At 61.6% G+C, this 25189-nt stretch carries 25 protein-coding genes and 1 pseudogene; 9 read left to right on the top strand and 17 right to left on the bottom strand.

The genetic code is table 11. The annotated features are described in order from the left end of the window. Positions 1 to 14 precede the first annotated feature (14 nt). Positions 15 to 602: an aspartate kinase gene (locus VL598_RS08690; RefSeq protein ID WP_325326299.1), complete on the top strand. Its 588-nt coding sequence runs from the start codon at positions 15 to 17 to the stop codon at positions 600 to 602. Positions 603 to 659: 57 nt separating this feature from the next. On the opposite strand, the gene VL598_RS08685 is transcribed toward VL598_RS08690, so the two are convergent. The 6 genes from VL598_RS08685 to VL598_RS08660 form a co-directional block, all read right to left on the bottom strand. Beyond that, positions 660 to 1346, bottom strand: coding sequence for a (5-formylfuran-3-yl)methyl phosphate synthase (locus VL598_RS08685; protein WP_325326298.1), 687 nt, complete (start codon positions 1344 to 1346; stop codon positions 660 to 662). 24 nt (positions 1347 to 1370) lie between these two features. After that, the gene (locus VL598_RS08680) at positions 1371 to 1985 is read right to left on the bottom strand and encodes a DUF447 domain-containing protein (protein ID WP_325326319.1); all 615 of its coding nucleotides are present in this window, start codon (positions 1983 to 1985) and stop codon (positions 1371 to 1373) included. Between the two features lie 134 nt (positions 1986 to 2119). Beyond that, the gene (gene pqqA / locus VL598_RS08675) at positions 2120 to 2194 is read right to left on the bottom strand and encodes a pyrroloquinoline quinone precursor peptide PqqA (RefSeq protein ID WP_325326318.1); all 75 of its coding nucleotides are present in this window, start codon (positions 2192 to 2194) and stop codon (positions 2120 to 2122) included. A 207-nt stretch (positions 2195 to 2401) separates the two neighbouring features. Further along, positions 2402 to 3796 carry a DUF6513 domain-containing protein gene (locus tag VL598_RS08670; protein WP_325326297.1) on the bottom strand — a complete coding sequence of 465 codons (1395 nt, stop codon included), beginning with the start codon at positions 3794 to 3796 and terminating at the stop codon, positions 2402 to 2404. Then, complete coding sequence (locus VL598_RS08665; RefSeq protein WP_325326317.1) at positions 3775 to 4374, bottom strand: flavoprotein; 600 nt, start codon at positions 4372 to 4374, stop codon at positions 3775 to 3777. Before VL598_RS08665 ends, VL598_RS08670 begins: the two co-directional genes overlap by 22 nt. Then, a complete protein-coding gene (locus VL598_RS08660) occupies positions 4374 to 6479 on the bottom strand; it encodes a sigma-54-dependent Fis family transcriptional regulator (protein WP_325326296.1) in 2106 nt (701 codons plus the stop codon). The genes VL598_RS08665 and VL598_RS08660 overlap by 1 nt, the downstream gene beginning before the upstream one ends. A gap of 399 nt (positions 6480 to 6878) precedes the next feature. Between VL598_RS08660 and VL598_RS08655 the strand changes: the two genes are divergently transcribed. Further along, on the top strand, positions 6879 to 7367 hold the full coding sequence (locus tag VL598_RS08655) for a dihydroneopterin aldolase (RefSeq protein WP_325326295.1): 489 nt from the start codon (positions 6879 to 6881) through the stop codon (positions 7365 to 7367). A gap of 162 nt (positions 7368 to 7529) precedes the next feature. On the opposite strand, the gene VL598_RS08650 is transcribed toward VL598_RS08655, so the two are convergent. The 8 genes from VL598_RS08650 to VL598_RS08615 all read right to left on the bottom strand — a co-directional run bounded on the left by VL598_RS08650 (position 7530) and on the right by VL598_RS08615 (position 14741). Then, positions 7530 to 7922 (bottom strand): hypothetical protein, encoded by a 393-nt coding sequence (locus tag VL598_RS08650; RefSeq protein ID WP_325326294.1) that lies wholly within the window; start codon positions 7920 to 7922, stop codon positions 7530 to 7532. A 76-nt stretch (positions 7923 to 7998) separates the two neighbouring features. Beyond that, on the bottom strand, positions 7999 to 8508 hold the full coding sequence (fae, locus tag VL598_RS08645) for a formaldehyde-activating enzyme (RefSeq protein WP_325326293.1): 510 nt from the start codon (positions 8506 to 8508) through the stop codon (positions 7999 to 8001). 167 nt (positions 8509 to 8675) lie between these two features. Continuing rightward, on the bottom strand, positions 8676 to 9560 hold the full coding sequence (locus VL598_RS08640) for a triphosphoribosyl-dephospho-CoA synthase (protein ID WP_325326292.1): 885 nt from the start codon (positions 9558 to 9560) through the stop codon (positions 8676 to 8678). Next, positions 9547 to 10506, bottom strand: a complete 960-nt coding sequence (locus tag VL598_RS08635) for a RimK family alpha-L-glutamate ligase (RefSeq protein ID WP_325326291.1) — start codon at positions 10504 to 10506, stop codon at positions 9547 to 9549. Before VL598_RS08635 ends, VL598_RS08640 begins: the two co-directional genes overlap by 14 nt. Continuing rightward, a complete protein-coding gene (mch, locus tag VL598_RS08630; protein ID WP_325326290.1) occupies positions 10503 to 11513 on the bottom strand; it encodes a methenyltetrahydromethanopterin cyclohydrolase in 1011 nt (336 codons plus the stop codon). The genes VL598_RS08635 and mch overlap by 4 nt, the downstream gene beginning before the upstream one ends. 3 nt (positions 11514 to 11516) lie before the next feature. After that, a complete protein-coding gene (locus VL598_RS08625; protein ID WP_325326289.1) occupies positions 11517 to 12686 on the bottom strand; it encodes an ATP-grasp domain-containing protein in 1170 nt (389 codons plus the stop codon). After that, positions 12683 to 13612 carry an NAD(P)-dependent methylenetetrahydromethanopterin dehydrogenase gene (locus VL598_RS08620; RefSeq protein ID WP_325326288.1) on the bottom strand — a complete coding sequence of 310 codons (930 nt, stop codon included), beginning with the start codon at positions 13610 to 13612 and terminating at the stop codon, positions 12683 to 12685. Before VL598_RS08620 ends, VL598_RS08625 begins: the two co-directional genes overlap by 4 nt. Positions 13613 to 13688: 76 nt before the next feature. Next, positions 13689 to 14741 carry a beta-ribofuranosylaminobenzene 5'-phosphate synthase family protein gene (locus tag VL598_RS08615; protein WP_325326287.1) on the bottom strand — a complete coding sequence of 351 codons (1053 nt, stop codon included), beginning with the start codon at positions 14739 to 14741 and terminating at the stop codon, positions 13689 to 13691. Between the two features lie 373 nt (positions 14742 to 15114). On the opposite strand from VL598_RS08615, the gene VL598_RS08610 reads away from it, so the two are divergent. The 7 genes from VL598_RS08610 to VL598_RS08580 all read left to right on the top strand — a co-directional run bounded on the left by VL598_RS08610 (position 15115) and on the right by VL598_RS08580 (position 21914). Then, positions 15115 to 16923 carry a methanol/ethanol family PQQ-dependent dehydrogenase gene (locus VL598_RS08610; RefSeq protein WP_325326286.1) on the top strand — a complete coding sequence of 603 codons (1809 nt, stop codon included), beginning with the start codon at positions 15115 to 15117 and terminating at the stop codon, positions 16921 to 16923. 112 nt (positions 16924 to 17035) lie between these two features. Beyond that, the gene (locus VL598_RS08605; RefSeq protein WP_325326316.1) at positions 17036 to 17455 is read left to right on the top strand and encodes a c-type cytochrome; all 420 of its coding nucleotides are present in this window, start codon (positions 17036 to 17038) and stop codon (positions 17453 to 17455) included. Positions 17456 to 17514: 59 nt separating this feature from the next. Next, entirely contained in the window at positions 17515 to 18429 is a 915-nt protein-coding gene (locus tag VL598_RS08600; RefSeq protein ID WP_325326285.1) for a substrate-binding domain-containing protein, read from the top strand. After that, positions 18426 to 19175: a hypothetical protein gene (locus VL598_RS08595; protein WP_325326284.1), complete on the top strand. Its 750-nt coding sequence runs from the start codon at positions 18426 to 18428 to the stop codon at positions 19173 to 19175. The genes VL598_RS08600 and VL598_RS08595 overlap by 4 nt, the downstream gene beginning before the upstream one ends. Before the next feature lie 54 nt (positions 19176 to 19229). Beyond that, positions 19230 to 20114: a quinoprotein relay system zinc metallohydrolase 2 gene (locus VL598_RS08590; RefSeq protein WP_325326315.1), complete on the top strand. Its 885-nt coding sequence runs from the start codon at positions 19230 to 19232 to the stop codon at positions 20112 to 20114. 13 nt (positions 20115 to 20127) lie between these two features. Further along, on the top strand, positions 20128 to 20985 hold the full coding sequence (locus tag VL598_RS08585; RefSeq protein ID WP_325326283.1) for a quinoprotein dehydrogenase-associated SoxYZ-like carrier: 858 nt from the start codon (positions 20128 to 20130) through the stop codon (positions 20983 to 20985). Then, complete coding sequence (locus VL598_RS08580; protein ID WP_325326282.1) at positions 20982 to 21914, top strand: MBL fold metallo-hydrolase; 933 nt, start codon at positions 20982 to 20984, stop codon at positions 21912 to 21914. Before VL598_RS08585 ends, VL598_RS08580 begins: the two co-directional genes overlap by 4 nt. A gap of 25 nt (positions 21915 to 21939) precedes the next feature. On the opposite strand, the gene VL598_RS08575 is transcribed toward VL598_RS08580, so the two are convergent. From VL598_RS08575 to VL598_RS08565, 3 genes and pseudogenes are all read right to left on the bottom strand, one after another. Further along, complete coding sequence (locus VL598_RS08575) at positions 21940 to 23709, bottom strand: tetratricopeptide repeat protein (RefSeq protein ID WP_325326281.1); 1770 nt, start codon at positions 23707 to 23709, stop codon at positions 21940 to 21942. Between the two features lie 49 nt (positions 23710 to 23758). Beyond that, entirely contained in the window at positions 23759 to 24520 is a 762-nt protein-coding gene (locus VL598_RS08570) for an SDR family oxidoreductase (RefSeq protein WP_325326280.1), read from the bottom strand. Between the two features lie 266 nt (positions 24521 to 24786). Continuing rightward, positions 24787 to 25189 (bottom strand): annotated as a pseudogene (locus tag VL598_RS08565) (alkene reductase); the annotation flags it as partial.

Below are 25189 nucleotides of genomic sequence, written 5' to 3'. Positions count from 1 at the left end.
AGAGGAAGGTGACCATGTGGGTGGTGAAAATCGGGGGCAGCCTCAGTCACGACCCGGCGCTGCGCGAGTGGCTGACGCGGCTTTGGGAGCTGGGGGGAGGGCGCGTCGTGATCGTCCCGGGTGGCGGCGATTTTGCTGACGCGGTGCGGCAGTATCAGAGCGAATGGCGCTTCGACGATCTCGCCGCCCACAACATGTGTCTGCTCGCCATGGCGCAGTACGCCATTCTCATGCAGGGTGTGGTGCCCGAACTCGTGCTTGCTTCGAATGAAGAGCACATCCGGCGTGCGTTGCGCGACGGACGCGTGGCCGTATGGGTGCCCACCAATCTCATGCGCACGGCGCCCGATTCGATGACCAACTGGGACACCACCTCCGACAGCCTCGCCGCATGGCTTTGCGCTTCGATCAATGCCGAGCGTCTGATGATGGTCAAGTCCTGCAATGTGCAGGCGGATGCGCCGCTGGAGACGCTTGCCGCGCAAGGTGTGGTCGATGCGCGGTTTCCTGCTTATGTGCGGGATGCGAATTACGTTGTCGAGATTCTCGGCAAGAACGATGCGGGCGTGATGCGGGACCGGCTGCTCAATGTGGAGGTTTGATCGGGGCCCCGTGAAGGCATGCGCAAGCCGTATCGACAAGCGGCTTGCTGCATCAATCTAATGGCCGCGCAACGCCGTTGCCCATTTTTCCACGCGACGCGGGTCGAGCCGTCCCGTTCGCCCGTCGCGCTCGTCGCATAGCGCGCCACGCAAACCCGCGATATCAGGTGCAAGCGCGCGAATCCGGACGAGATCGTCCCAACCGAGCGATCCGGCGAGCGCCGTCATCGTGCCGCGTGAACGTGCCTCGGCGAGGCATGCCGCTAGCGTGTTGACATCGACGCAATCGAATAGTGTGCGACCATTTTTGCTCGCGGTGTCGAAGACGATGCCCTTGAAGCCGAGCTGTGCGGCGAGCGCACAAAGCGCGCGATCCACACCGTGATCAGAAAGAAGCACCGGCACCACCGCTGCCGGCAAGCTCGCAAGGAATCGCAAGCAGTTTGCCGCGCCCGGCCCGGGCGTTACGCCGACCTTCACATAGTCGACCCCGGTCGCTGCGACGTCGAGGACGCGGGTCGCCATTTCATTGAGTGCGTCGTTGGGCAGATCGCCAATCGCAGCGCTGATCGGCCGCACTGGGTACTGCGCGCGAAGCGCGGGCACGATCCGGGCGAGATCGCCGATAAGAACGCCGCCGAGCGCGCCCGCGCCCGGCTCTTTCAGATCGATTAGTTCGGCGCCGGCCTTCGCGGCATCAAATGCTTCTTCTGCCGAGCGGACGCTCGCAAGCAATGCGGTCATCGTGAACTCCCGTGGAATGTGGTCCTACGCGCTTCGAGACCCCAAAGCGCCGCAAGCGCTTGGCGCGCACGAAGGGATCGAATCCTTCGCCCGATGCTGCTCGATGGCCTGGATGAGCCATTGCCATGCTTCGCGCTCCGCGTCGCCGGCGGTCTTGTCGATAGCAATGCGCAGATAGGCGATCTCGCTATCGACCTTTTCCGGCGGCAGCATAAAGAGCCTGCTCACTAGAACGGCCCCTTCGACGACGGCGGCTTGCGCACGATTGAAGCCAGCGAATGGCGCATGCGTCTCGCGATGGACGCACTCCATGCGCAACACCGGGCGCGTTGGGTCGTCCCGCACTTCGGCGAGACGCAGCTCCGTATGCGCGAGCGAATCGGCAAGCCGCACGCTCGGCACCGCGGTCGTGACGCGTGTCGGCCAATCGCGTGCGATGCCGGTCACGCAGCCCACGAACACGCGCACGTCGGTCGTGAAGTTGACCACGGCGCTCCTTGTGGCTAGCACGTTGTCGAGCGTAGTGGAGGGACGAAACGGCGCGAGGATCGTGAAGCCATCTTCATAGCGCACGCCCATCGGCGCGACATGCGGCCGACCATCGCGATCCGCGGTGGTGACAATCGTTTCGTAGATCATGAGATCGGGCACTTGCCGATATAGGTTCGTGACGGAGGCGGCCATCTAAGTACGCCCGGCAACGGGTGCGAGAAACCGCACGAGCGGAGCCGCATATTTCATGGGATGCGGCTTCGTGCAGGCTTCATGCGCATTTAGCGCGTGGCGATATACATCGTGATTTCGAGACCAAAACGCATATCGATGAAGCTAGGGGTGGTCCATTGCATAGCGTTTCTCCATGTGATGGTGAATCGTTGCTGAGACTGCTCGCAGTGCCGAAGGAGCGGCTGCCGGTCGAAAGACGCAAGGGCCATGCCAAAACCATCGACCTGACATGAAGCGTTGCCGAACAAGTTGACCAGCACAACGTTATGGCGAGTGCGACAAAAACGCAGCAAACTGTCCCATGGAAGCGCAAGGGGGAAAGAGGCACTCTATTTCTTGGTCGCCCCCGGCGCATGCCACCCGCTCAGATCCTGTTTGGGTCGATCCACCTCGCACCCCCAGTCGAGCGCCTGATCCTGATCGAAGCGCTTGCCGAGTTGCCATGCAATCTCCGCTCGTGCCAACTGCACGCCGAGATAGAACGCATGCCCGCCATCGTTCTCAACCCTCAACTCGGGAAACAGTGCGAAAGGATCTACCGAGACATGGTGCCCGTCGCGGTTATACACATGAATGCCTTCGGCCGACACCTGCACGCGGAAATTCGGATCGCGCACGGCTGCCGCGAACGCGCTGATTTCCTCGACGCTATAAGGAAACGGACGCCTTGCGTGTAGTGGCGATAGATCGTCGGTGATGCCTTTGGGCAGCGTCTGCGCTTGGCGTGCCGCATGCATCACCCGCCGCGCGACATCGGCTTCGCGCACGGCGCGCCGCGCATGCAGACTGACGGAAGTCGTCAGCACCGCTCCGACGCGTAGCTCCGCTGCCATGCCAAGCAGCACTGCGTTGATGCCCGTCGTATCCGCCTCTGTCAACTCGGTCACGTTGCCGATGCCCATCATGATCGGCACACTCGGATGATGCTCGCGCAGGGACACGTAGCGCGCGATCGAGGCCGCAAGTCCGAACGGAATCGGATCGAGAATCGGATCGGCAAAAAAACGGCGGCCGTGCCTCGTCATTTCTTTGATCGCCAGATCGAGCGAGGCCATGTCATGCGGCTCGCGTGGCACCAGTATCGGAGTCGATGAAACTTCATCTGCGATCCATAGCGAATCCGCGTTCAAGCTCATCAGATAGTCCGCGCCTGCTCGACCGCCGCGCAGCAGTTCTTCATTCGCCATCGAATCAATGCTCACGCGATAGCCTTGTTCCTTGAGCATCGCGATCGCGTCCTCAAGGTGCGGAAAGGGCGTCGCGGGCAGACAGCCGAGATCGATCACATCTGCGCCCTGACGCCTGTATTCGAGCGCCTGCGCTGCGATGCCGGAGAGATCGAGCCGTGGCGCATCGACGATCTCCGCAAAAATCTCCGTCTCGTATTGCTCCAGATCCCAGCGCTTGGCCTGGCGGCCAAAGAATTGCGGCAAATCCTTCACTTCCTCGGGGCCGCGTTCCACCTTGACGCCATAGTGTTCGGTGAGCGCATCGAGATCGCCACGGCAGCGTCCGGGTACGATCATGCGGCTCGTGCCTTCGGTTAAAGGCGGATTCACGCGTCTGCGAATGAGGTCGGCGGTCATGAGCCCCGCCACTTGGAGCCCGATCTCACGCACTTCCCAGGTAAACGGCGCTTTTGTTTCGGCCGGTGCGATGCTTTCGAGCACCTGATTCAGACTCGCCTGAGCGAGTCTGCCCGTCAGGAAGACGATGTGGTCCATGCGAGTTTCAGATCGGACAGGCGTTGATCGAGCGCAGCCTTCAAGTCGTCGAGCGAGCGGGCAACCGTGGTGTACGCAAATTGCGCGAGCCGTTCGACATGTTCGAACTCGATCGCGCGCGGCCGGACTTCGACCCACTCATGCGGCGTCTGCGTGATCACGCTTTTGGCGGTGTCGCAGGCGAATACGATGGATGGCACGCATTGCTTGCCGGCTTGCGCATACAGATTGGTGGGCAGCGTATCGGAGATGCCGAGCGCGCACTTGGCGACGGTGTTGCTCGTCGCGGGCGCAATCACGACAGTGTGATAGTCGCCGCCATACAACATGCCGACGGGCACGCTGCTCGCGCTGTTGTCGCGGAACACCTTGAAGTGCTCGCGCAGCTTCGGCACGGGCCAACGATAAAGCGGCAGCACTTCCTCGGCCGCGGAGGAAAGAAAGAGATCGACATCCGGCAGGTGCAACGCAAGATCGATCGACTCTTCGATCATGTGGCCGGAGCCTGTCACGCACCATGCGAAGCGTGCATCAGGCTTGAGCTCGTCGAGCCGGCGGGCGGGCGTGGGTTGCTCCATCATGCGCCGGCGTCAGTTTGCATGGGGGTGTCATACGATGCATGCGAAAGTCGGATATGCAGCCGATGCATCTTGCGGTACAACGTGTTACGACTGATACCGAGTGCCTTCGCGACGTTGCTCACATTCCAGCGATGCTCCCGGAGCAATTGCAGGACGGTCTGACGCTCCACGACCTGGATTGCGTTGAGTGTCGAGGTGTCGGCGTAATCGGCCAGATCCGCGAGCTGCGTGCCGGCTGCCGGCGCACGCGGCGCGGCCGGCGCTGCGTTTTGCGGCGTGCCGTTGACGATCTCACGCGGAAGATGCACGCAGAAAATCTCAGGCCCGTCGCACAGCGCAATCGCCATTTGCAACACATGGCGCAGCTGCCGGATATTGCCGGGCCACGCGTAACTCAGCAGCGCGCGGCGCGCCTCTTCGCTCAGCGCGGGCGGGCGGTCCGATTCCGATTCCGATTCGAGGATATGGTTGATCAATGCGAGCGCGTCGGCTCGTTCGCGCAACGGCGGCAGGTTGATTTCGATCCCGTTGAGCCGATAGTAGAGGTCCTCGCGAAACATACCGCTTTGCACGAGATCGATGAGATTTCGATGGCTCGCGCTGATCAACTGAAAATCCACCTTGACGATGGTTTCCGCGCCGAGCGGTGTCACTTCGTGCTCCTCCAGCACGCGCAGCAGACGCGCCTGCAACGCGAGCGGCATGTCGCCGATCTCATCGAGAAAGAGCGTGCCGCCGTTTGCTTGCACGATTTTGCCGCGCCGTCCTTCACGCTGCGCGCCCGTAAACGCGCCCGCGCGATAGCCGAAGAGCTCGCTTTCGATCAGATTTTCCGGCAGCGATGCGCAATTCACCGCGACGAAGGCGCCGGACCCGTTCGGGCTGATGCCGTGCAGGGCGTTGGCGAATACTTCCTTTCCGGTTCCCGTCTGGCCGCGTAGAACGATCGGTATCTTGCGCTGGATCACGCGCGCTGCGAGCTGGATCTGCGAGGCCATGCGAGGATCGCCGAATTCCAGATGCGCGAGCTTGTCGAGCCGGCCGCTCTCGCTCGTGCTACCGAGCGCATCGCGCGTGGTGTCCTTGAGCGGCGCTTTCTGGCGTGTGGCGCTCGGCGAGGCCGGCAGCCCATCGGTCATCAAACTACGCTTAGTGCCGTTTGCTCCGTTTGCCGCATCGCGCGGCGTTTGCGCGGTGAGAAAGAAGCGGCTGTTCGCCTTTGCGCTGTAAACCGTCACGGGATGGAACGAGCCGCGGATGCTGCGGGCGATCATGTCCTCGAGCGTTGCGTTGAATGCTTCCTCGATGCGCTTGCCGCACAATTCGTTGGGCGAGCGCAGATCAAGCTGGAAGAGCGCGCTGCGGCTCGCGGCGAGAACGACGCCCTCATCGCTGACGGCAAGCTTGCCCGCATGCAGCGTACCGACGAATTCCGGGCGGCTGTGAAAGTGGATCATGTTGACATGCCGGTAGCGCGCATCGATCAGACGATTTTCAATCATCTGCCGTGACATGCCGACCAGCACGAGCGAGTGTTGCTGCAGGAGCTTCGAGCGGCTCGTCACGTCGAGTGCGCCGACCACCGTGCCGCGCTCGTCGAAGATCGGCGCGGCCGAGCAGGTGAGCGACGTATAGCGCGGATAGAAATGCTCGCGCTGGCACACGGCGATGCAATCGCGCTCGATGAGGCACGTACCCATGCCGTTAGTACCCGCTTCGCGCTCGCTCCACAGCGCGCCGACGCGAAGACCGTCTGCCGCCACCGCCTCGCCGAATGGCACCGAGGACACCTGATGCACGATCACGCCGTCCGCATCCGCTAGCACCACGGCGAGCTCGGGGTCGGCCAGTTGCTGATACAGCGTGGTCATTTCGAGCTTCGAACATGTGATGAGGTCGTTTGCGGCGTCGCGGCGCTCAGCTAGCTCGTGCTGCGTCAGCACGGGCGGCATGACGAAGCGGGCAGGATCGAGCTGAAATTCGGTCAGGCAGCGAATCCAGGATTGCGCAACGGAATCTCTGGCGCGACGGGCGGCCAGCGGGTTGTTGACAATATTCAGCACTTCACGGACATGCGTGTCTACGTCAGCGAGTGACGACATGGGGGCGTGTCTCCGTGGCGTCTCTCGTGGTCGGTGTTTGAAAGTGGTTTGCAAGCAACTTGCAAACTTCTCGCGCGGACCCTCGACGCCGAATCGTTGTGTTTTATGCCCAAGCTCTCGGTGCTCTACGCTTGCAACGGCTGTCCGGATGCTAGGCGTACCTCGAGGCCGGGTGCCGGCTGCTCAGCAATGGCAATATTTTTTAGCGATCCGACCCGGTTCCCAAAAAGACTACATCCTATGGAGAATTGCTTCAATACGTAGTCGCATTAGGATTGTCTTTGCGCCCGATTTTTGCTTGTTTTTGCGCCTCATCGCTCTGACGCACGATGCGAGATGCGCCAAAGCGCCGATCAACGGCAGCAAATTAACCGGGCCGCGCTGAAGCGGCGAAAACACATGGACCGATTCGAGCCGATGCGCGAAGCCGTGCAGCAGGACACCGAGGACCGCGCCGCAATGGATATCGTGTACATCGAGGGACTGACGGGGCAGACGGTAATCGGCATCGACAATAGTGAACTGCATGACCCGCAGCCGGTCAGGATGAGCCTTGCGATCGGGGTGCCGTCGATTCGGGCGTGCGTCACAGATCGCATCGAAGACACAGTTAACTACGCAGCGGTCCGCGAGGCGATTCATCGCTTGCTGGCCTCGCACGGCGTCCAGTTGCTGGAGGTGCTTGCCGAGCGCATCGCGCAGATGATGATCGCCGACTTCGGTGCGCACTGGGTGAGGGTGTCGCTCGCCAAGCCAGCGAAGTTCGACGATGTCGGGGCGGTTGGCGTGCTGATAGAGCGTCGTTGCCGGGCAGGACGGGAAGACAGCGCCATGCGGGACCGCCGAGCGAGTCTCGCCTGGATTGGCACGGGCTTCTTTCCAAACTGAAGTGCCGGTGACGCCCTGATGGTGCCGCGCCGTCAGGGCGTCATGCGGTCTTCAAGCGATGAGCTAGAGCCCGCACGCCCAAAAATGCGCGGGACGGAACAGCGCCGGGGAACACGAGCGGGGTGAGCGCCAGAGACCGATTATCGGAGGGGCGCTGACAGATTATTTCTCGGAGGCGGCGGTTTGCCGTCCGAACCCGCACTGCCTGAAGGCATCCTTTTGCAAGTCACGAAACTTCTTGGTCTGCGCTCTCGCGCGATCGACGCGGAACTCCGCTCCGCCTTCGCCGCCCAACGTCGCATATTTGGAGAACGTCGACTGCTCGACGAAATCGTCGTAAGTGAGCACCTGTGCGATCTTGTCGATGGCGCAGGAACACTTATAGACATTTACGAAGTCGTGGCCGTTGTCATCCATGCAGCCGAGCACGTACTCCACGCGCCCCTGGGTTGGATAATCGTGGCCTTGGACCGAAGCGCTCCCCTCGGCATACGAGAATGGCGGAATCAGCGAAAGGCAGGCGAGCGCCATCAGTGCGTAGCGACGTGGAATCATGCGTTTAAAGCCTCGCTTTATCGTAGTCATGCTGCGTGCGGCCCGCTTCAGCGTTACGCGCAAGCCGCACGGCCAATCAGTTTGGCGAGAACGGATGTGACGACGCACCCTTGCTCGAAACCACTTGCGAGGCCTTCGGTTCGCCTGCAACGGCGCGCTCGATTGCCTCCTTCGTCGCCTGATAGTTGAAGTCGTGAATCTTCTGGTCGTCGTTCGCTTCCCAGTGGATGAACACGCCGACGCTGATGAACACGTCGTCGGCTTCATCGGCCGGGATGATGCCGCTTTCCACGCTGTCGGCCACCGCCATCGCGACCGCGCGCTGCGCCGGGCCGAACATCTGCACGGCCTGTTTTGCGCCCTTGATCGTCACCTTGTTGAAGAGGATCGTGTTCGGCTTGGTCATCAGATTCGGCGCGACGACGGCGAGCAACGACGTGAAGCCGTCCTTGTTGTTGGTGAGCGCGTTGCAGAAGGCGGTCTCGGCCGCGGAGCCTCGCGGTCCGATGATCAAGTCGATGTGTGCGACCTCGTTGCCATCGCCGACGAGCGACTCGCCTACCAGGACGCGGTTGATTTTGGCCATGCTGTTCCTCCAGTGATGTAGTTCTCGGGACGATCGAATTTGCTTTCGGACACGAAGTCCGGAAGGCGTGAAACAAGCGACTCATTTGCCTCATGCATTCGGCGAGCGACTTGCGTTTCGCAGCGCATAAGCCCGCAGTCCTTAACATGATTCGTGCCACTTTTTGCTTAGAGGAGGCGCGCTTCATGCCGCTTGCCGTCGAGCACGAGCGCGACGAAAAGCGCCGCCACCGAGAGATCGGCGCTCGTGCCCGGATTGATGCCGTGCGCCTTCAGGCTTGCGTCCCATGCGTCGAGTTCCGCGCTTGCCGATGGGTGTCCCGCGGCGCGCCAGCGCTCGCGATAAAGGGACGCGTCACGCGTGACACTTTGCGCCGTCGCCGTACCGTGCTTGCGCAGAATGTGCGAATCGGGCCAGGCACAAAGGAACGTCAGAAACACCTCCAGCATGGCTTCGTGTGGATCCGTGACATTCACGGCACGCGCGGCGTCGAAAACGTCCGTGAAGCCGTTCGCATACTGCCGTGCGATGCTGTCGCGTTCGGCGGCGAGCGCCATGGCTGCGCGCAGTCCAACTGTGGGCGGCGCATGCACCGTCTGCTCGGGCGCATCGCCGAGGCCACCGGGATTGGCGAATGCAATCGCGCGATAGGCGTGGCATGCATCATCGATATCGAGCCCGTCGAGCACGGCTTGCGTCGTGGCGTGCCATTGCGTGGCATCGAGCAGATCGGTCTGTCCGATGGATTTGATGCGTTCCAGCGCAACGCACAGCGGCGCGCAGAGCAACACGATGCCGAGGTTCGTATTGCAGCGGACCGCGTCGAACGTGCGGCGCACGGCATCGAGAATGCGTGCTCCCACGTGTGCGTCCGGTGAGAAGAGACCGGCGGCGGCCGCGTCCGCACTCGCGATAAATTGCGCTGCGGTCATGCCGTGCCCCGCGCTTGCGATGCTCACGTTGCCCGGTTTGCGCACTTCGATATCGAGCGCGCACGCGCGCAGGAAGGCCGCGCGGGCGTATGCGCGCGGGCAGGTGTCAGCGCGGGCCATCGCCGCTCGCTAGCGTAAGCGTAACCTGCGATGCGGCGAGCTTGCGCTCGAGCAGATCGTCGACGAGCCGCGCCGCGATATCGACCGGCGTCACCGATTGCAGCCCTCGCCACGCCGCGACGCCGTTCACTTCGAGCACAACGGGCCGTCCGTCGTCGGACGCAATCAGGTCGACGCCCGCGTAATCGAGTCCAAGCGCCTGAGTTGCGCGCAGTGCGATGTCCGCAAGCGGTGCGCTCAGCTCGGCGTGCTCGCAGCGCGCACCGCGTGCGAAGTTGTGGATCCAGCCGTCGCCGCCGACGCGTTTCATTGCCGCGACCGGTTCCTTGCCAATCACGAGCACGCGCCAGTCGAAGCCGGGTTCGCCTGCGACGGTTTCGGCCTCGACGTAACGCTGGAGATAAGCCACACGATTGAACGGTTTCAACGAAGGAAGCGTGGCACTCGCCGTTCCACCTATCTTCCTCAAGCCCTTGCCCTGTGAGCCGAACAGCGGCTTCATCACCAGCTGCCGGCCGGCCGCCGTCTCACGCAGCAGCACTCGTTGCGCGAAAGCCGCGGATTCGCACGCCCATGTTTCAGGTGTTGGCACACCGTAACGGTTGAGCAGAAAACTCGTCATCGACTTGTCGACGCTGTGTTCGATCGCGCGCGCATCGTTGTACACCGTCACACCGCATTCGCGAAGCGCGTGCAGGATCCCGAGCCGCAGGGTCACCTGTTCGAAAGTCCCCCCGGCGATGCCACGCACGAACACCGCGTCGGGTAAGGTGTGGCCAAAGCCCGGAATCGCGAGACCGTAAGGTCGCCAGCTCGTGTCGATGCGGCAATTGGCCAGATCGACGCAGCGCGCCTCCACGCCACGCGCACAAAACGCCTTTTTCAGCCGGCTGGTGTGCCAGCCCGTTTCGTCGGTCATGATCGCGACGCTCAGGCGCGTTTTCATGCTGTTACTCCGAGCGCTCGCCATTGCGTGTCGAGCAGTGCTTTGTTGACCTGCCCGCCGTGGTACGTAGCGCCGCTTTCGAGGCTCGATATCCATACTTCAGCGGGTGCGAAGAGTCCGGCATCGATTTGATAAAAGTCGTAGTTGAAGGACTTGAAGATCTCGGCGAACGGACGCCCGTAGTCGCGTGCATTGGACGACGGCAATTCGGTGGCGAGTCGCTTTGCAGCCGCATCGCTCTTCACGGTCAGGTACACGCGGCCGCCATACAGAATCGCGTCGTTCGTGCGGCCCATCGCTTCGATGCCGTCGGGAGCGGGCGGCGGCAACGGCGCGCTGCCGCTGCCTTCGACGATTTCCTCGAGCGGGACGCCCAGCACATGCGCTTTGTGCATTGCAACTTCGACGACGCGCGCGACGACTTGCACCGTACCCGCGACAGAGTGTGTCGGTGTCACGGCGATCACGAGGTTTTCGGGCGCGAGGCCGCAATCGTTCAGCACTTTGTCGATAACTACTTGCGGGGGCAGGCGGTCCACTTCCATCACCAGCGCGCCACACTCGTGCCGGTCGCGGTAGCCCAGCTCGTCAAAAAGCGCTTCCTTTCCCGCAAGCGCACGGGCGGGTCCCGAGCCGAGGGAAAAGAACTTCTTGCCACCTGTTTGCTCTTTCGTTGCGCTAAGGCTCCAGCCCGCGTATTGGCTACCGAGGCACGCGATCACCGGATTCGACGTATGGACTTCGAGATAGCTCGGCCAAAGCGGCTGCGGGTCAAAGGCGATGCGCCGCGCGACGTGCCCGAGCCCGCCCATGCAGATGCGTGCGATCAAAAGGCCCGCCTCGGCGCTGCCAGCGCAGTTCACGCCCGCATCGACAATGACCGTGCCGGCGTGCGTCTTCGTGACCTCGACAGACAGGCGCTTCGCGTTGTCGATGAGTTGCGCGACGAGCCGCTCGCTCGATGCATTGACGCTGATCCCGGACGGCGTGGTAGCAGATGAAATCATGGCTCAGTCCATTTGGATGCTTCGGAGAATGCGTGCGTGTTCGCGCTCCAGTTCGACGTGCAGCCTCGCCAGTGTGGGCGCAATGGCACTGACGGTGCAGACCGGCATTCCCGCCTCGATGCGCGTGCCTGCGAGTGGCACATCGTGACAGGCGGGATCGCTAAAGCAGGCGTCGCTCAAAGCGTGCGATACGGTAAACGTGAAGGGCGCGAAAATCACGCGCTGGCCTGCGCGCATTGGCAACATCGTGCTTTGAGCACAGCGCGCGCGCGGTAGCTCGCCGTGCAGGCACGCGTCCAGGTGTGCACCGATTAGACCGCGCGGCCACGCGTCGGGGCGTGCCGCTTCGTAGAGCGCCATCGTCGAAGAGGGACGCGCGTTGATCTCGAGCACGCGGAATGTGTCGTCATCGAGCAGGAAGTCGATGCTGTTCAGGCCCGTCAGGTTCGTTTTCCGGACGATCGTCTCAATCGCTTCAACGATGCGAATGGCCGTTGTCGGCATCACGTCGATCGGCCCAATGGAGCCCGCATGCACGAACGGTAAATGTCCCATCGGGATACTCAACTGCTCCGCAAAACCGATTACCACCGTTTCGCGGCGCGCCGCGACGAAGAGCGCCGACATCGAACGGCCCGGCGAGAGACGCTGGAAATAGGCGCCGGGAGCGGTCTCATCGACGTGCTCGGCCTGCTCGATGTGCGTGCCGCCGCAGCCATCCGGACACTTCACGAGCCAGCCTTGACGTTCAACCGGTGGCGTAAACCGCACTTCCGGGTGAGCGATGCCCGCGTCGTCGAGCAGCGCAAAAAAGCGCCGCGGATTGCGCACGGCGGCGGCTTCGCCTCCATTGCCGATGAAGCGCGGCACGCGCGGCGCGCGGGCAAGCTCGTCCGTGAGGGGTTCCAGTCCGCTCGTCACGACGAGGCCGAGCATGCGCGGCAGGTGCGCGGCCTGTTCGAGCGCGTCATAGAGACGCGCACGGTCTATTGAAAGACCGTCGCCGGCGATATCGAACCACAGGTGCGCATGCTCTCTGGTGTCTCGATCGCCGAAGACGTCGAGCGCGACTACATCGAGTCCCGCGCGGGTGGCCGATTGTGCGACGAGGCGCGCGGACAGTCCGGCCACCGCGATGCGTGGCGCGTGCGAGGCATGCGTGCGAATTGTCATGCGCTCTGGCCCGCGACAATAGCGCGGGCTTCGTCGAATGCTTCTGGAAAGCCGAGATAAACGGGTTTGCCACCCGTGCGCATGCGCAGGAACAGGCGATGCTCCGCCTGATATTTCACGTTGCCGATGGCGAGCGCACCGATACCGACCGCATCCGCGCGTGCCGCGCCCGCGAGCGGCTTGCCGTCGTCCATCACATTCACGCCTGCGATGCCTTCGGGTGGCACGGCGTTCACATCGGCGGCGATCAGCAGGTTCTTCGCATGGGCGAGATCGGCGGAGGTCATGACCTGCACGCCCGCTACGGCAGTGGCGAAGACCACTTCCGCGCGCGCGAGCTCGCGGTGCAACTGCTCGGGCGACCCGGTCGCGACACCCGAAGTTGCGATATCGAAGCGCCGATTGATCTCGTCGCTCACCTGCGTCGCGCGCGACTGGCTCGCATGGCTCGCCACCGCGACATCCGCGCCAAGCGACGCGGCCATCGCCGCCGCCACACGTCCCACTGCGCCGGTGCCGCCGAGAATCAGCAGGCGCTTGCCGCCCAGATCGACGTTGTGCACCGCCTTCAGATGCCTTTCCGCCAGTGCGACAAGCGCGGCTGCCGTGGTGTAGGCACCACTCGGATCGGTAAAGACCGAAACCTCGAAGGGAGGCACCATCGCATTGCGTGCACGCTCCAGCATGTCGGCTGCCTGCATGACATCGCGCCCCCCGATGAAGATGCCCGTGCGCGACACGCCTTTGGGGCCGCGCGAAAAGATGGCGTCCTGCGTGAGTTGCACGACGTTGTCTTCGTCGACATTGCAGTACGGCACAACAATCTGATAGCCCGCATCGGCTGCCATGTTGACGTCGAACGGGCTCATCTGGGGTGTGCTCGAGAACATGTGCAGGACGTAAGGTCTTTCGGTGGCTTCAGGCATGGCGATGGGCTCGTGGCGGTTTAAGGAAAGCGGTGCTTGCGACAACGACAATGCGGCTGCTGCGCGCGAGTGGCGTTCAGGCGGCGTCGGCCCCGTGATGGCGATCGGCGGCTTGCCACGCCGCGCCGCGATTTCGCCCCGTGGCGATCGAAAAGGTCAGCGGCGCACCGCGCGAAACTCGCCGGGCGGTGGCAAGGGCGCGTTCGGCTTCTTCCGGGCCGGCGACGAACGCGAAGCCCACCGGTCCCCACGACGTCTGTCCGATGCTGGCTTTTTGTTCAGCGCCAATGGCTTCGAGCGCGCGCGCGACGGCAGGACTCGAAAACACGCCTCCTTGCACTGGCGCGAAGTACTCGCCGATGGTCTGCTGCAAGGTGCTGAGGGCATCGGCGAAAACGTCGAAGTCGCTCTCCGCGACGGCGGGCAGGATGCGCATGAGCACGAGATGACTCAAATGTGCGGCGAGCGTCGCGGGAAACGGCGTGAGCGATGCGAGGCCGCGTCGTTCCTCGTCGCCGTGCAGGCCCTCGCGTGAGGTGTCGTCGATGAGAAGGATTCGCCAGGCCTCCGGAAACGGCAGGCGCGTAAGAAGCGGGGGGCGCTTCGTCGGCATGGTTGTGCCGCTCGGTTGCGCGGCGTTGCGGCCGCCGTCGACGATCAGGCCACCGTGATCGAATCCATGAATGCCAATACCGGAGCGGGCCCCGCGTCCGAGGATGCTTGCAAGTTCGGCGGTGCTCGCGTCGTGGCCCGTCACGCTCGCGAAGGCCGTGCCCAATGCCAGCGCGAGCTGTGTGCCGGAGCCGAGCCCCGTATGTGAGCGGGGGGCCGCATGGATTTCGACGTCGACGGAGCGGGGCTCCTGCAGTGCCGCTTGCAGTTGGCTGATGTGCTGAGCGATGCGTTCTCGCTGTGCCGCGGTGACGGCGCCAACGACCCGTGGCGCACCTTTCGTCGTGGCCGTGAGTCTCGCGGTGAGGCGCGTGCCGTGCCCTTCGATCGACAAGCCCACGCTTCCAAAAGCGCGGCCAAGGGAGCCGTTCGGATCGATGAAGCCAAGATGCAGACGAGCAGGCGTTTCGACGGTGATCGCCGAGGGCGGCGATAGACGGCTAGGTTGGGTGGGCATCGCGGGTTTAGGTCTTTGGTGCCTACTCGGCGGGTTTAAGGGCCTTCGCCTAAGGCAAAACCTGTACCAGTTATCGCGTTGCCCGGTTCATGAGAGCCGGTGTCCCATTCTGCTCAATTTTTAGCGCATTTGACACAGGTTGTATCGCCGCTCAGTCAGCATCGGCTTATAGGTAGTGCGAAGCGGCCACGCATCGCGATGCGAACGACGGTTCCTTTTAAGTCGGCACGGAATATGCGGTGGGCGTCGCTGCGCAAGGCGTCCGGCAACGAATCGGCGCAGCGTAGCCCGTTACCTGCATTGGAAGGCGCGCACATGCAACCTGGTAGCGAGGTCAACCTTGGGTTGGAGGCATCACTATCGTGGAGGAGACATGAACTTACGCACCGTGGTTCTTGGACTGGCGGTGGTTGCGACGGCTGGCCTGAATTCACTCATGGCGCAGGCCGATCCGCAACTCGACAGCCTGATCAAGAATCCTTCCAACTGGGCGGCACAGGCCGGAGATTATTCGAATCACCGTTATAGCCCGCTTAAGCAAATCAATGAGAACAACGTCGGCAAGTTACAGGTCGCATGGACGATGTCCACCGGCGTGTTGCGCGGCCATGAAGGTTCGCCGCTCGTGATCGGCGATACGATGTATATCCACTCGCCGTTCCCCAACAAGGTCATCGCCATCAACCTGAAGGACCAAACCTTCATCTGGCAGTACCAGCCCAAGCAAGACAACCAGGTCATCTCGGTGATGTGCTGCGACACGGTCAATCGCGGTCTCGCTTACGGTGATGGCAAGATCTTCCTCCAGCAGGCCGATACCAAACTCGTCGCGCTCGATGCCAAGACCGGCGACGTCCTGTGGTCGGCGCAGAACGGCGATCCGAAGAAGGGCGAAACCAACACCAACGCGCCGCACGTCTTCGGCGACAAGGTGCTGACCGGCATTTCGGGCGGTGAGTTCGGCGTGCGCGGCCGGCTTGTCGCATACAACATAAAGGACGGCAAGGAAGTCTGGAAGGCCTATAGCGTCGGTCCTGACAAAGACATGCTGTTCGACCCGCAGACCACGATGACCTGGTCCGACGGCAAGATGGTGCCAGTCGGCGCTGACTCGTCGCTCAAGACCTGGCAGGGAGATCAGTGGAAATACGGAGGCGGGACCACGTGGGGCTGGTACGCATGGGATCCCAAGCTCAACCTTGTCTACTACGGTTCCGGCAACCCCGGGACCTGGAACCCGACACAGCGGCCCGGCGACAACAAGTGGTCGATGACGATCTTCGCTCGCGATCTGAATACGGGGAAGGCAAAGTGGGTCTATCAAATGACGCCGCACGACGAGTGGGACTATGACGGCGTCAACGAGATGATCCTGGCCGACCTCAACGTGAACGGCAAGAAGGTGCCCACCATCGTTCACCTCGACCGCAACGGCTTCGGCTACACGCTGAATCGCGTAACGGGCGAACTGCTCGTTGCGCAGAAGTACGATCCGGCGGTCAACTGGGCTGACAGCGTCGATCTCAAGAGTGGTCTGCCGATTCGCAACGCGAGTTATTCGACGCAGGCGGCCGGTCCCGATCACAACGTGAAAAGCATCTGCCCGGCTGCGCTCGGCTCGAAGGACGAGCAACCGGCTGCGTTCGATCCGAACTCGAACCTCTTCCTCGCGCCGACCAATCACGTTTGTATGGATTACGAGCCGTTCCAGGTCGATTACGTTTCGGGGCAGCCATTCGTCGGTGCGACGCTTTCGATGTATCCGGGCCCGAACGAAAACGGCGCGATGGGTAACTTCATCGCCTGGGATGCTTCGAAGGGCAAGATCGTATGGTCAAAGCCGGAGAAGTTCTCCGTGTGGTCGGGTGCGCTCGCGACGGCCGGCGACATCGTGTTCTACGGCACGCTTGAAGGCTACATCAAGGCGGTGCGCATCAAGGACGGCAAAGAGCTCTGGAAGTTCAAGACGCCGTCGGGAATCATCGGCAACGTCTTCACCTACGAGTACCAGGGCAAGCAGTTTGTCGGTGTCTATTCGGGCATTGGCGGCTGGGCCGGCATCGGCATGGCGGCAGGCCTTGAAAAGTCCGCCGAGGGTCTGGGTGCGGTGGGTGGCTATCGTGAACTGGCCAGGTATACGGCGCTCGGCGGCACGCTGTTCGTCTTTGCCATCCCGAGTTGATTTGAAATCGTTGTGATGCGGCGGGGCCGGCCGCCGCAATCAGGCCGGTTCTGCCGCAACGGGAGAACCGGTGAAGCGACCACACCTAAAACATGTTGACGGAGTCAAACGCATGAAAGGCCGATCTCTTCTGGTGCTGTCGATAGCGCTCGCTGCGCTGCCCGCTGCTTTCGCCCAAACACCGTTGAATCCGGGGCAGATCCAGCCGGTGACGTACAAGGTCGTCGATGGCAACAAGGTTGACAACGGGACGCTGCTGGGCTGGCGTACCTGGCGTGCACTCGCGTGCGAACGTTGCCACGGGGCACAGCAGGAAGGTCTCGTCGGCCCGTCGTTGGTCGATGCTTTTAAAACGCTGGATAAGAACGAATTTCATCGCACCGTATTTGGCGGCCGCGTCGATAAGGGCATGCCCGATTTCAGCTCAAGTCAGATGATGCAGAAGAATTGGGAGAGTCTGTACGCCTATTTGAAAGGGCGCTCCGATGGCAAGATCAAACCAGGTGACTTGCAGGCGATGGATGTGAAATAAGCCGCTGGGCGACGTCTTCGCCTGCTTTCAGAAGAAGGCCACCACACCTGGAGGAGTCGATGTTTGATTGTGATACACGCCGCACCGCTTTGTTTCTCGCTCGGGTTAGTTTCCTTTCCGTGTTTTGCGCCGCGCTGGCAGGACAAGCGGCATTTGCGCAGAGTGCGGGGGGGCCGCCGTCGAATCTGCCGAACAACGATGGCGCAGATGGCGTGCTGCGCGTGTGCGCCGATCCGAACAACATGCCCTTGTCGAATCAAAAGGGCGAAGGCTACGAGAACAAGATCGCGAGCCAGATGGCTAGCGATTTCGGCTATAAGGTCGAATATACGTTCTGGCCGCAACGCATGGGCTTCGTGCGCAACACCCTGCGCGATAAAGTGCCGAACACCGAGCAGTACAAGTGCGATTTGATCATCGGCGTGCCGAAGGGCTACGATATGACCGCGACGACGCGGCCCTATCTGCATTCTACGTACGCGATGGTGTTTCCCAACACGCCCGAGTACGCGAGCATCAAGACACCGATCGATCTCATGAACTTGCCGCCCGAGCAACTGAAAAGGATGAAGCTCGGCATCTTCGTCAAAAGCCCAGCGGTGGACTGGCTTTTGAGCCACAACCTGATCGATCAGGCCGTGTCGTATCAAGAGCAAAGCGGAGATCCCGACGCATTTCCCGGTGAGATGATCGAGCATGATCTGACTGCGGGCAATGTCGATGCTGCCTTTGTGTGGGGACCTATCGCGGGATATTTCGTGAACCGCTCCGGCAACAAGGTACGACTTGTGCCGTTTCCGCCGCAACCTGGCATCCGCTTCGATTATGAAATATCGATGGGCGTGCGTTACGGAGAAAAGGCATGGCACGACAAGGTGGACAACTGGATTGCTTCAAACCAGCCGAAGATCGACCAGATCCTGACGAGCTATCAGGTTCCCTTGCTGCCGCTGCAACCGGTATCGGCGCAATGAGGCGCACTGTCGTGGCGGCGTGCTTGTGTGCCGCGATGGGCATTGCGAGCGCGTCGGCGTTGGGTGCGCAGGCGAACATTGCATCCAGCGACGCGCAGCAGGCCTCTGAGATCACATCGGCCGAGCGACTGCTCTTCATGCAGCCGCATCTTTCTGGTGTTGCGCCGCAGACCGAACTCGATTATGCGGTGAACTACTCAGGACCACCCGAAAAGGTCAGCGATACGGTGCGTGTGCGCGTAATGAGTCTGGGCAACGATAAAAACGATGCGCAGGTGACGGACCGCACGGGTCAGGTGGAAGTGCCGGGCGGGCTGCCTTGCAACCCTGTGATCGTTTATTTTCTGGAACACGACATTACGGAGATGCAGCAGCTGACGGGCGGCCAACGGCGTTATTTTCAAAACCGGGTTCGCATGGCGCTCGCTGCCGGACCAGCGATCACGCCGGTGTCAGGTGAGTCGCTCGGGATGTCGAAGCACGTCAATGTGCGGCAAATCGTGATACAGCCTTATTTGAACGATCCGAACGCGGCGCGGCTTTCACAGTACACGGGCAAGCGTTATACGTTCGTGTTCTCCGACGATGTCCCAGGTCATGTGCTCATGATCCGAACCGAAGTGCCCGGGCCAGGCAACGATTTTTCTCATCCACAGCAGTTTGAGACGATCGTTTATCAAGGGGCGTTCAAAACGCCGGCGGGAAGCCCTGGGAAGGCGGGTAATGCGCCAAGTGCTTCACGGTAAAGACTTCGCGTTCGTGGCTCGGACGTGAAATTAATCGTTCTTCTCTTCGCGCTGATGTGCTCGGCGATTGCCCGTGCCCAAGATCCGCTCGTGGTACAGGAAATCGCGCCGGGCAATTTCGTTCATCGTGGCCGTGACGACGTCGCCACGCGAGAGAACGGCGGCGATATCGCGAATATTGGCTTTATTGTCGGGAATCGCTGCGTGGCCGTGATCGATACCGGCGGCACGCTCGTGGAAGGGCGGGCATTGCGCGCGGCAATCCGTGCGAAAACGCCCTTGCCGGTGTGCTATGTCATCAACACCCACATGCATCCCGATCACATCTTCGGCAATGCGGCTTTCTTGGACGACCATCCGCAATTCGTCGGCAGCGCGAAACTCGCGCAAGCCGAGGCATCGCGCGCGGATAACTACAAGCGGGTGCTGAAACGCGAATTGGGCGATGAGGGGCAAGGCAGCGAAATCATCGGACCGACTCAGACAGTAAACGGTAGCGGCACGCTGGATCTGGGCGGCCGTACTTTGACGTTACGTACCTGGGAAACCGCGCATACCAATAACGATATGACGGTATATGACGAAAATACCGGCACTGCGTGGTTGGGTGACTTGCTCTTTGTGCGATGCATTCCGGTGGTGGACGGCAGCGTGGAGGGCTGGCTTCACGACATCGCCGGCCTGCGACAAATGAATCCTCGTCATGTCGTGCCGGGGCATGGTCCGATCGATACACCCTGGCGACAGGCGCTCGATGCTGAGGAGCAATACCTTTTGCGGCTGGCGCGCGATGTGCGCTCGGCAATCAGGTCGGGCAAGACCATGCAGCAGGCCGTGGATTCGATAGGGCTCGATGAGCGGGACAAGTGGCTGTTGTTTGACATTTACCAGCGCCGCAACGTAACGGCGGCTTACGCGGAACTTGAGTGGGAGCCGTAGAAGGAGGCCGATCATGAAAAGCACGTTCAGGCCCATTGCGAGAGTCGCGGCGGCGACGATTGCTTTGCTCGCGCCTTACGCAGCGCAGGCCACACAACCCGATGACGATCCGGACAAGGTCGTGCGCTGGCTTGACTTCAAGCAAGGCACGTTCAAGGATCGCACGATCGACGCACGCGGTGATGCGGTGATCAAGCTGGACGCTCCGTCTCGAGCGGCGGATGCGGCTGTCGTGCCGATTGCGATCAGCGCGCAGTTTCCGCAGACGAGCACTCACTACATCAAGGAGATTTGGCTTTTCATCGACGAGAATCCCGAGCCTTACGCCGGCTCCTTTCAATTCACGCCGGAGTCGGGACTCGCCAGTATTGAAACTCGCGTGCGCGTGGAGGACTACACTTTCATGCGCGTGATTGCAGAAACCAATGACGGCCACCTGTATAGCGCGATTCGCTTCGTGAAGGCATCGGGCGGCTGTTCCGCTCCCGCTGACAAAGACGACGATGCGCAAGAGCGCGCGGCCGGCGCGGTGCGCCTGCAGGTGCAAGGACAGGCCGTTGCAGGAAAAGCGGAGCTTGCGCAACTGATGGTCCGGCATCCGAACCGCACGGGCATGGCGATGAACCAGATCACGCGCAACTATGCGACGGCGTACTTCGTGCGCAAAGTCGACGTGACCTACAACGGTCAGCCCGTACTTACCGCAGATGTCAATTTCTCGATCAGCGAGAACCCCAATTTCCGCTTCTACTTCGTGCCGAAGGGGAAGGGTGAATTGAGGGCGCATATCGAGGACACAAAAAACAAACAATTTGAAGCGGCCGTGGCGGTCAATGTGGGGCCTGCCGCAGAAGCGACGACGATGAAATGACGGCGCGCGGTCTTCATTCGGGCTTGGGTGCCTTATTGCTTGCGGTAACCGCGATCGCACACGCGACGATGAGCGGCATGCCTTACCCGCGCGCGATTGCGCCAGGCGTATACGCGTTTTTTGGCGACGGTGAAGCCGTTGCACCCGCGAATCATGGCATCGTTGCTAACAACGGATTCATCGTGGGCGAAAGCGGCGTGACGGTAATCGATACGGGCCCGTCCTATCGCTATGGACGTGCGATGATCGAAGCGATTCGTGAGGTCACACCTTTACCGATCAAACTCGTCGTCATCACCCATCAGGCGCCCGAATTCGTGTTTGGCGCTGCGGCATTTCGCGACCATGGTGTGTCGATTCTCGCGCATGCGCGTGCTGCACAATCGATTCGCGAACGCTGCTCGATTTGCCTTGCGAATTTGCGTAAGACGCTCGGTGAAGTCGAGATGGCCGACTCGCGTGTGACCGTACCCGACAAGACGGTCGACGGCACGACCGAGATCGAAAGCGGGGGACGCAAGCTCAAGCTGCTGCATTTCGGGCCTGCATCCACGCCGGGCGATCTCGCGGTGCTCGATCTGCAAACTGGTGTCCTGTTTGCGGGCGGATTGGTCTCGAATGGCCGCATCCCCGAATTGCGCAACGAGCAGATCTCGGGCTGGCTGGCGGCGCTGGAGAGTCTGCACACCCTGAGACTGAGGGCGGTGGTGCCAGGCTTCGGGCCGCCCTTGGACAGCGACGGGATCATGCAGACGGACGTTTATCTGCGGGAACTCGATGCGTCGGTTAAGCGTGCTTACCGACGCGGCCTGAGTCTGATCGATGCGATGCACACCGTGCAGCTTCCTGCTTTCAGCGGTTACAAGCTCTATGCGATTGCGCAGCCCCAAAACGTACAACGGATCTATCTTCAATTGGAAAAGCCGTAGGCTCGTACCAACCGCAATTAGATCCTTATGCCGCTCGCGGCGATTTGCTTCCGGTTTGGGACACAACGCGCTCAGCCAGTGCGCGTGCAACGGCATCGATGACACTCGTCCAATCGCCAAGCGTCCGTTGACGGAAAAGCCTGACACTCGGATACCAAGGGCTGTCTTCTCGTTCGAGCATCCAGCGCCAGCAGGTATCAAGGCGATTCAGAACCCACACCGGCTTATTCATCGCGCCGGCGAGGTGTGCCGTCGACGTATCGACAGCGATCACGAGGTCAAGATTATCGACGAGTGCAGCGGTGTCGGCGAAGTCGTTCAGCTCATTGGTCCAATCGATGACACGCCGGCTCGCTTCATGGGTCTCACATGCAGCAGCGAGTTGCACCGCGGGCAGCCCTTTTTGCAGGCTGAAGAACTGCACGCCCGGCACCTCGACAATAGGTGCAATCTGCGCAAACGCGAGCGAGCGCCGCGCATCGTTCTTGCGTAGCTCGGGAACGTGCGGGCGAGCGCCGCCGGCCCATACAAGCCCGACTCTGAGCGGGCGCGCGTCGCCGGTCTGCGCATTGCCTTCGATTCGATTGATACAGACTGCGAAATGTTCGGAGTCCTCAGCATTGGCAAATAGATAGGGCGTCCCGGCGGGAATCGTTGCGAGGTTTGTCCGCAGTGCAAGCGGCAGGCTCAGCAACGGGCAGTGGCAATCGAAGTGCGGCAGTGGGTGACCTGCTTCGACCAGTTGCGCGATACCTTCGAGCCGTGTCAGCAGCCGCATGAGCTCGGGCTGCACTTCAAGGATCACCCTCGCGCCGAGTTGTGCAACCGATGCCGCGTAACGGCAAAACTGCAATGTGTCGCCGAGCCCTTGCTCCGCGTGCAGCAAGATGGTCTTGCCCTCGAGCGACGTCTCCCCGAGCCATAACGGTGCATCGAATACGCGCTTCGTCGCCTCGATGCGCCTTCGTTTCCAACGCCATTCATACTCAGCCCAACCTGTCTCCAACTGTCCCATTTGCAGCAGGCACAATGAGCGATTCCAACGCGTTTCAGGCGCGTCGGGCGCAATCGCGAGCGCACGTTCGTAGCACGTCAGCGCATCGTCATGGCGGCTTTGATCGGCGAATGTCAAAGCCAGATTGTTCCAGGTATCGGCCAGTCGGTCGGATACGGCGAGCGCGCGCTCGTACGACGCCTGCGCGTCCGAAGGCCGGTTCAAGTCGCTGAGCGCATTGCCCCGGTTGCTCCACGCCTCGGCGTATTCCGGGCGCAGCGCAATCGCCTGATCACAGCTAGCAAGCGCGTCTGCCGGCTGACCGAGATCGCGTAAGGCGCAGCCGCGGTTGTTCCAAGCCTCGGGAAAATCGCGTTTGGCGGCTAGGGCTTTTTCGAAGCTCGTCAACGCGTCAGCTGGACGGGCAAGCGCGGCCAACGCCATGCCCCGATTATTCAGCGCATCCGGGAAGCCGGCTTTGAGCGCAATCGCGCGATTGGCGCTCGATAGCGCTGCATCATGCTGGCCCAAGGCATTCAATGCGAATGCCAAATTCGAGTGGATGGGCGCTTGCGTGCCGTCGATCGAGAGTGCCTTTTTCAAGAGTTCCGCGCCTTCGTCGATGCGTCCGGCTTGCAAGGCCAGGGCAGCGAGCAACTGGAGCGCATCGAAATGGCGCGGGCGCTGCGAGAGGATTTCGCGGTAGAGCTCCTCCGCGTCGGCGAGCGCACCGTTCTCATGCAGCGCGACGGCTTGTTGAAGGAGGGTGTCGAGTTGTCGTCGGTTGGCGGGCTTGCTCATACGCAGAAGAGGCTTGAGATGTGGCCGTTTTTGCTTTGCCACTAACCCGTCATTGGGGCGGAAGCGATCGCACGTCGACAGTCGGAGTTTGGCCGTAGCCGTCGCTCAACAGATAGTCGACGAAGAGCGCTGCGGCCTGGTCAGGCGAACTCAACTGCCCGTCTTCTTTCAATGCGACAAACTTATCGCGCAAAGGAAAACGCGATTCGTCTGCACTGCGAATTTCCACCTGCATATCGGTATCGATGATGCCGGGCGCGATGGATGCGATTCGCAGTGCGCGTTCGGCGTCGAGTGCGGCCGCGCGGGCATGATGGTCGAGGGCGGCCTTCGTGGCGCAATAGACGTTCCAGCCCGCATACGCATTGCGCGCCGCACCGCTCGAAACGTGTGCGATGCGCCGGTCGGGTACATCAGCGCTCGCGGCAGCAAACGCGCTCGATAGCATGAGCGGCGCAGCGACGTTCAATGTGACGGCACGTGCCACATCGGCCGGCGACTGCGCGCTGCAGGGCCCGATCGGTTGTACGCTACCGGCGTTGTTGATGAGCACTGCACGCTCTGCGCCATGCAAAAAGCGCTGCATGTGTCCGTCGGCGAGCCATTCCTCGACGCTATGCGCGTCAGCGAGGTCGAGTTCAATTTCATCGACTGCTCCGGGAAAGCGGGCAGCAAGCGACGGGTGGCGCTTTCGGGCCACGCCCAGCAGAGCGAATCCGCGCGCAAGCAATGCTTCGGACATTGCCGCACCGAGGCCGCGCGTATGGCCGGTGATGATGACCTTTGAAACAAACGAAGTGGTAGGTGTCATGACAGCTTCAGCAAGTTGGCGATGTTGTAGGCGCACAGGATATCCGACGTGCACAACGTCGATCCTTCGATCGCACATCGCACATCGCACTCGTGATTGGAGAAGTAAATGTAACGAGCTGGCCCCTGGCGATGCCAGGGGCGCTTGGCTTTGCTCGGGCAAGACGGGCAGACCCGGCTGGGATGCCGTTTTGGCACTGCAGCCTGTGCTTAGCGCATGGCCGGAGTTTGCGTTCGCACTGCTTGCTTGATGTGGCTTGACTTACTTCATGCAGCCGCTGCGAGCGACGGATAGTCGATATAACCGACCGCGCCCTCGGCGAAGAAGGTATCCGGGTTCGGCTTGTTGAGCTCCGCGTCGAGCTTGAAGCGCGCCGGCAAATCAGGGTTGGAAATGAAGAGCTTGCCCCACGCAACAGCATCGGCTTCCCCGGCATCGAGCACATGCTCGGCCGTTTCTTTCGTGAAGCTTTCGTTGGCGATGTAGGCGCCGCCGAACTGCTCCTTCACAAATGGACCGATGCGATTCTCGCCCAGCGATTCGCGTGCGCAGATAAAGGCGATACGCCGCTTGCCGAGTTCGCGCGCGACGTAACCAAACGTCTCGCTCGGATTCGAGTCGCCCATCGAATGCGAGTCGCCTCGCGGTGCGAGATGCATGCCGACACGC

Origin of the sequence: Trinickia sp. (assembly GCF_035492435.1) — a bacterium.
Lineage (GTDB): Bacteria > Pseudomonadota > Gammaproteobacteria > Burkholderiales > Burkholderiaceae > Trinickia.
The sequence above is the reverse complement of the archived record's forward strand: the minus strand, read 5'-3'. Positions and strand labels throughout refer to the sequence as shown.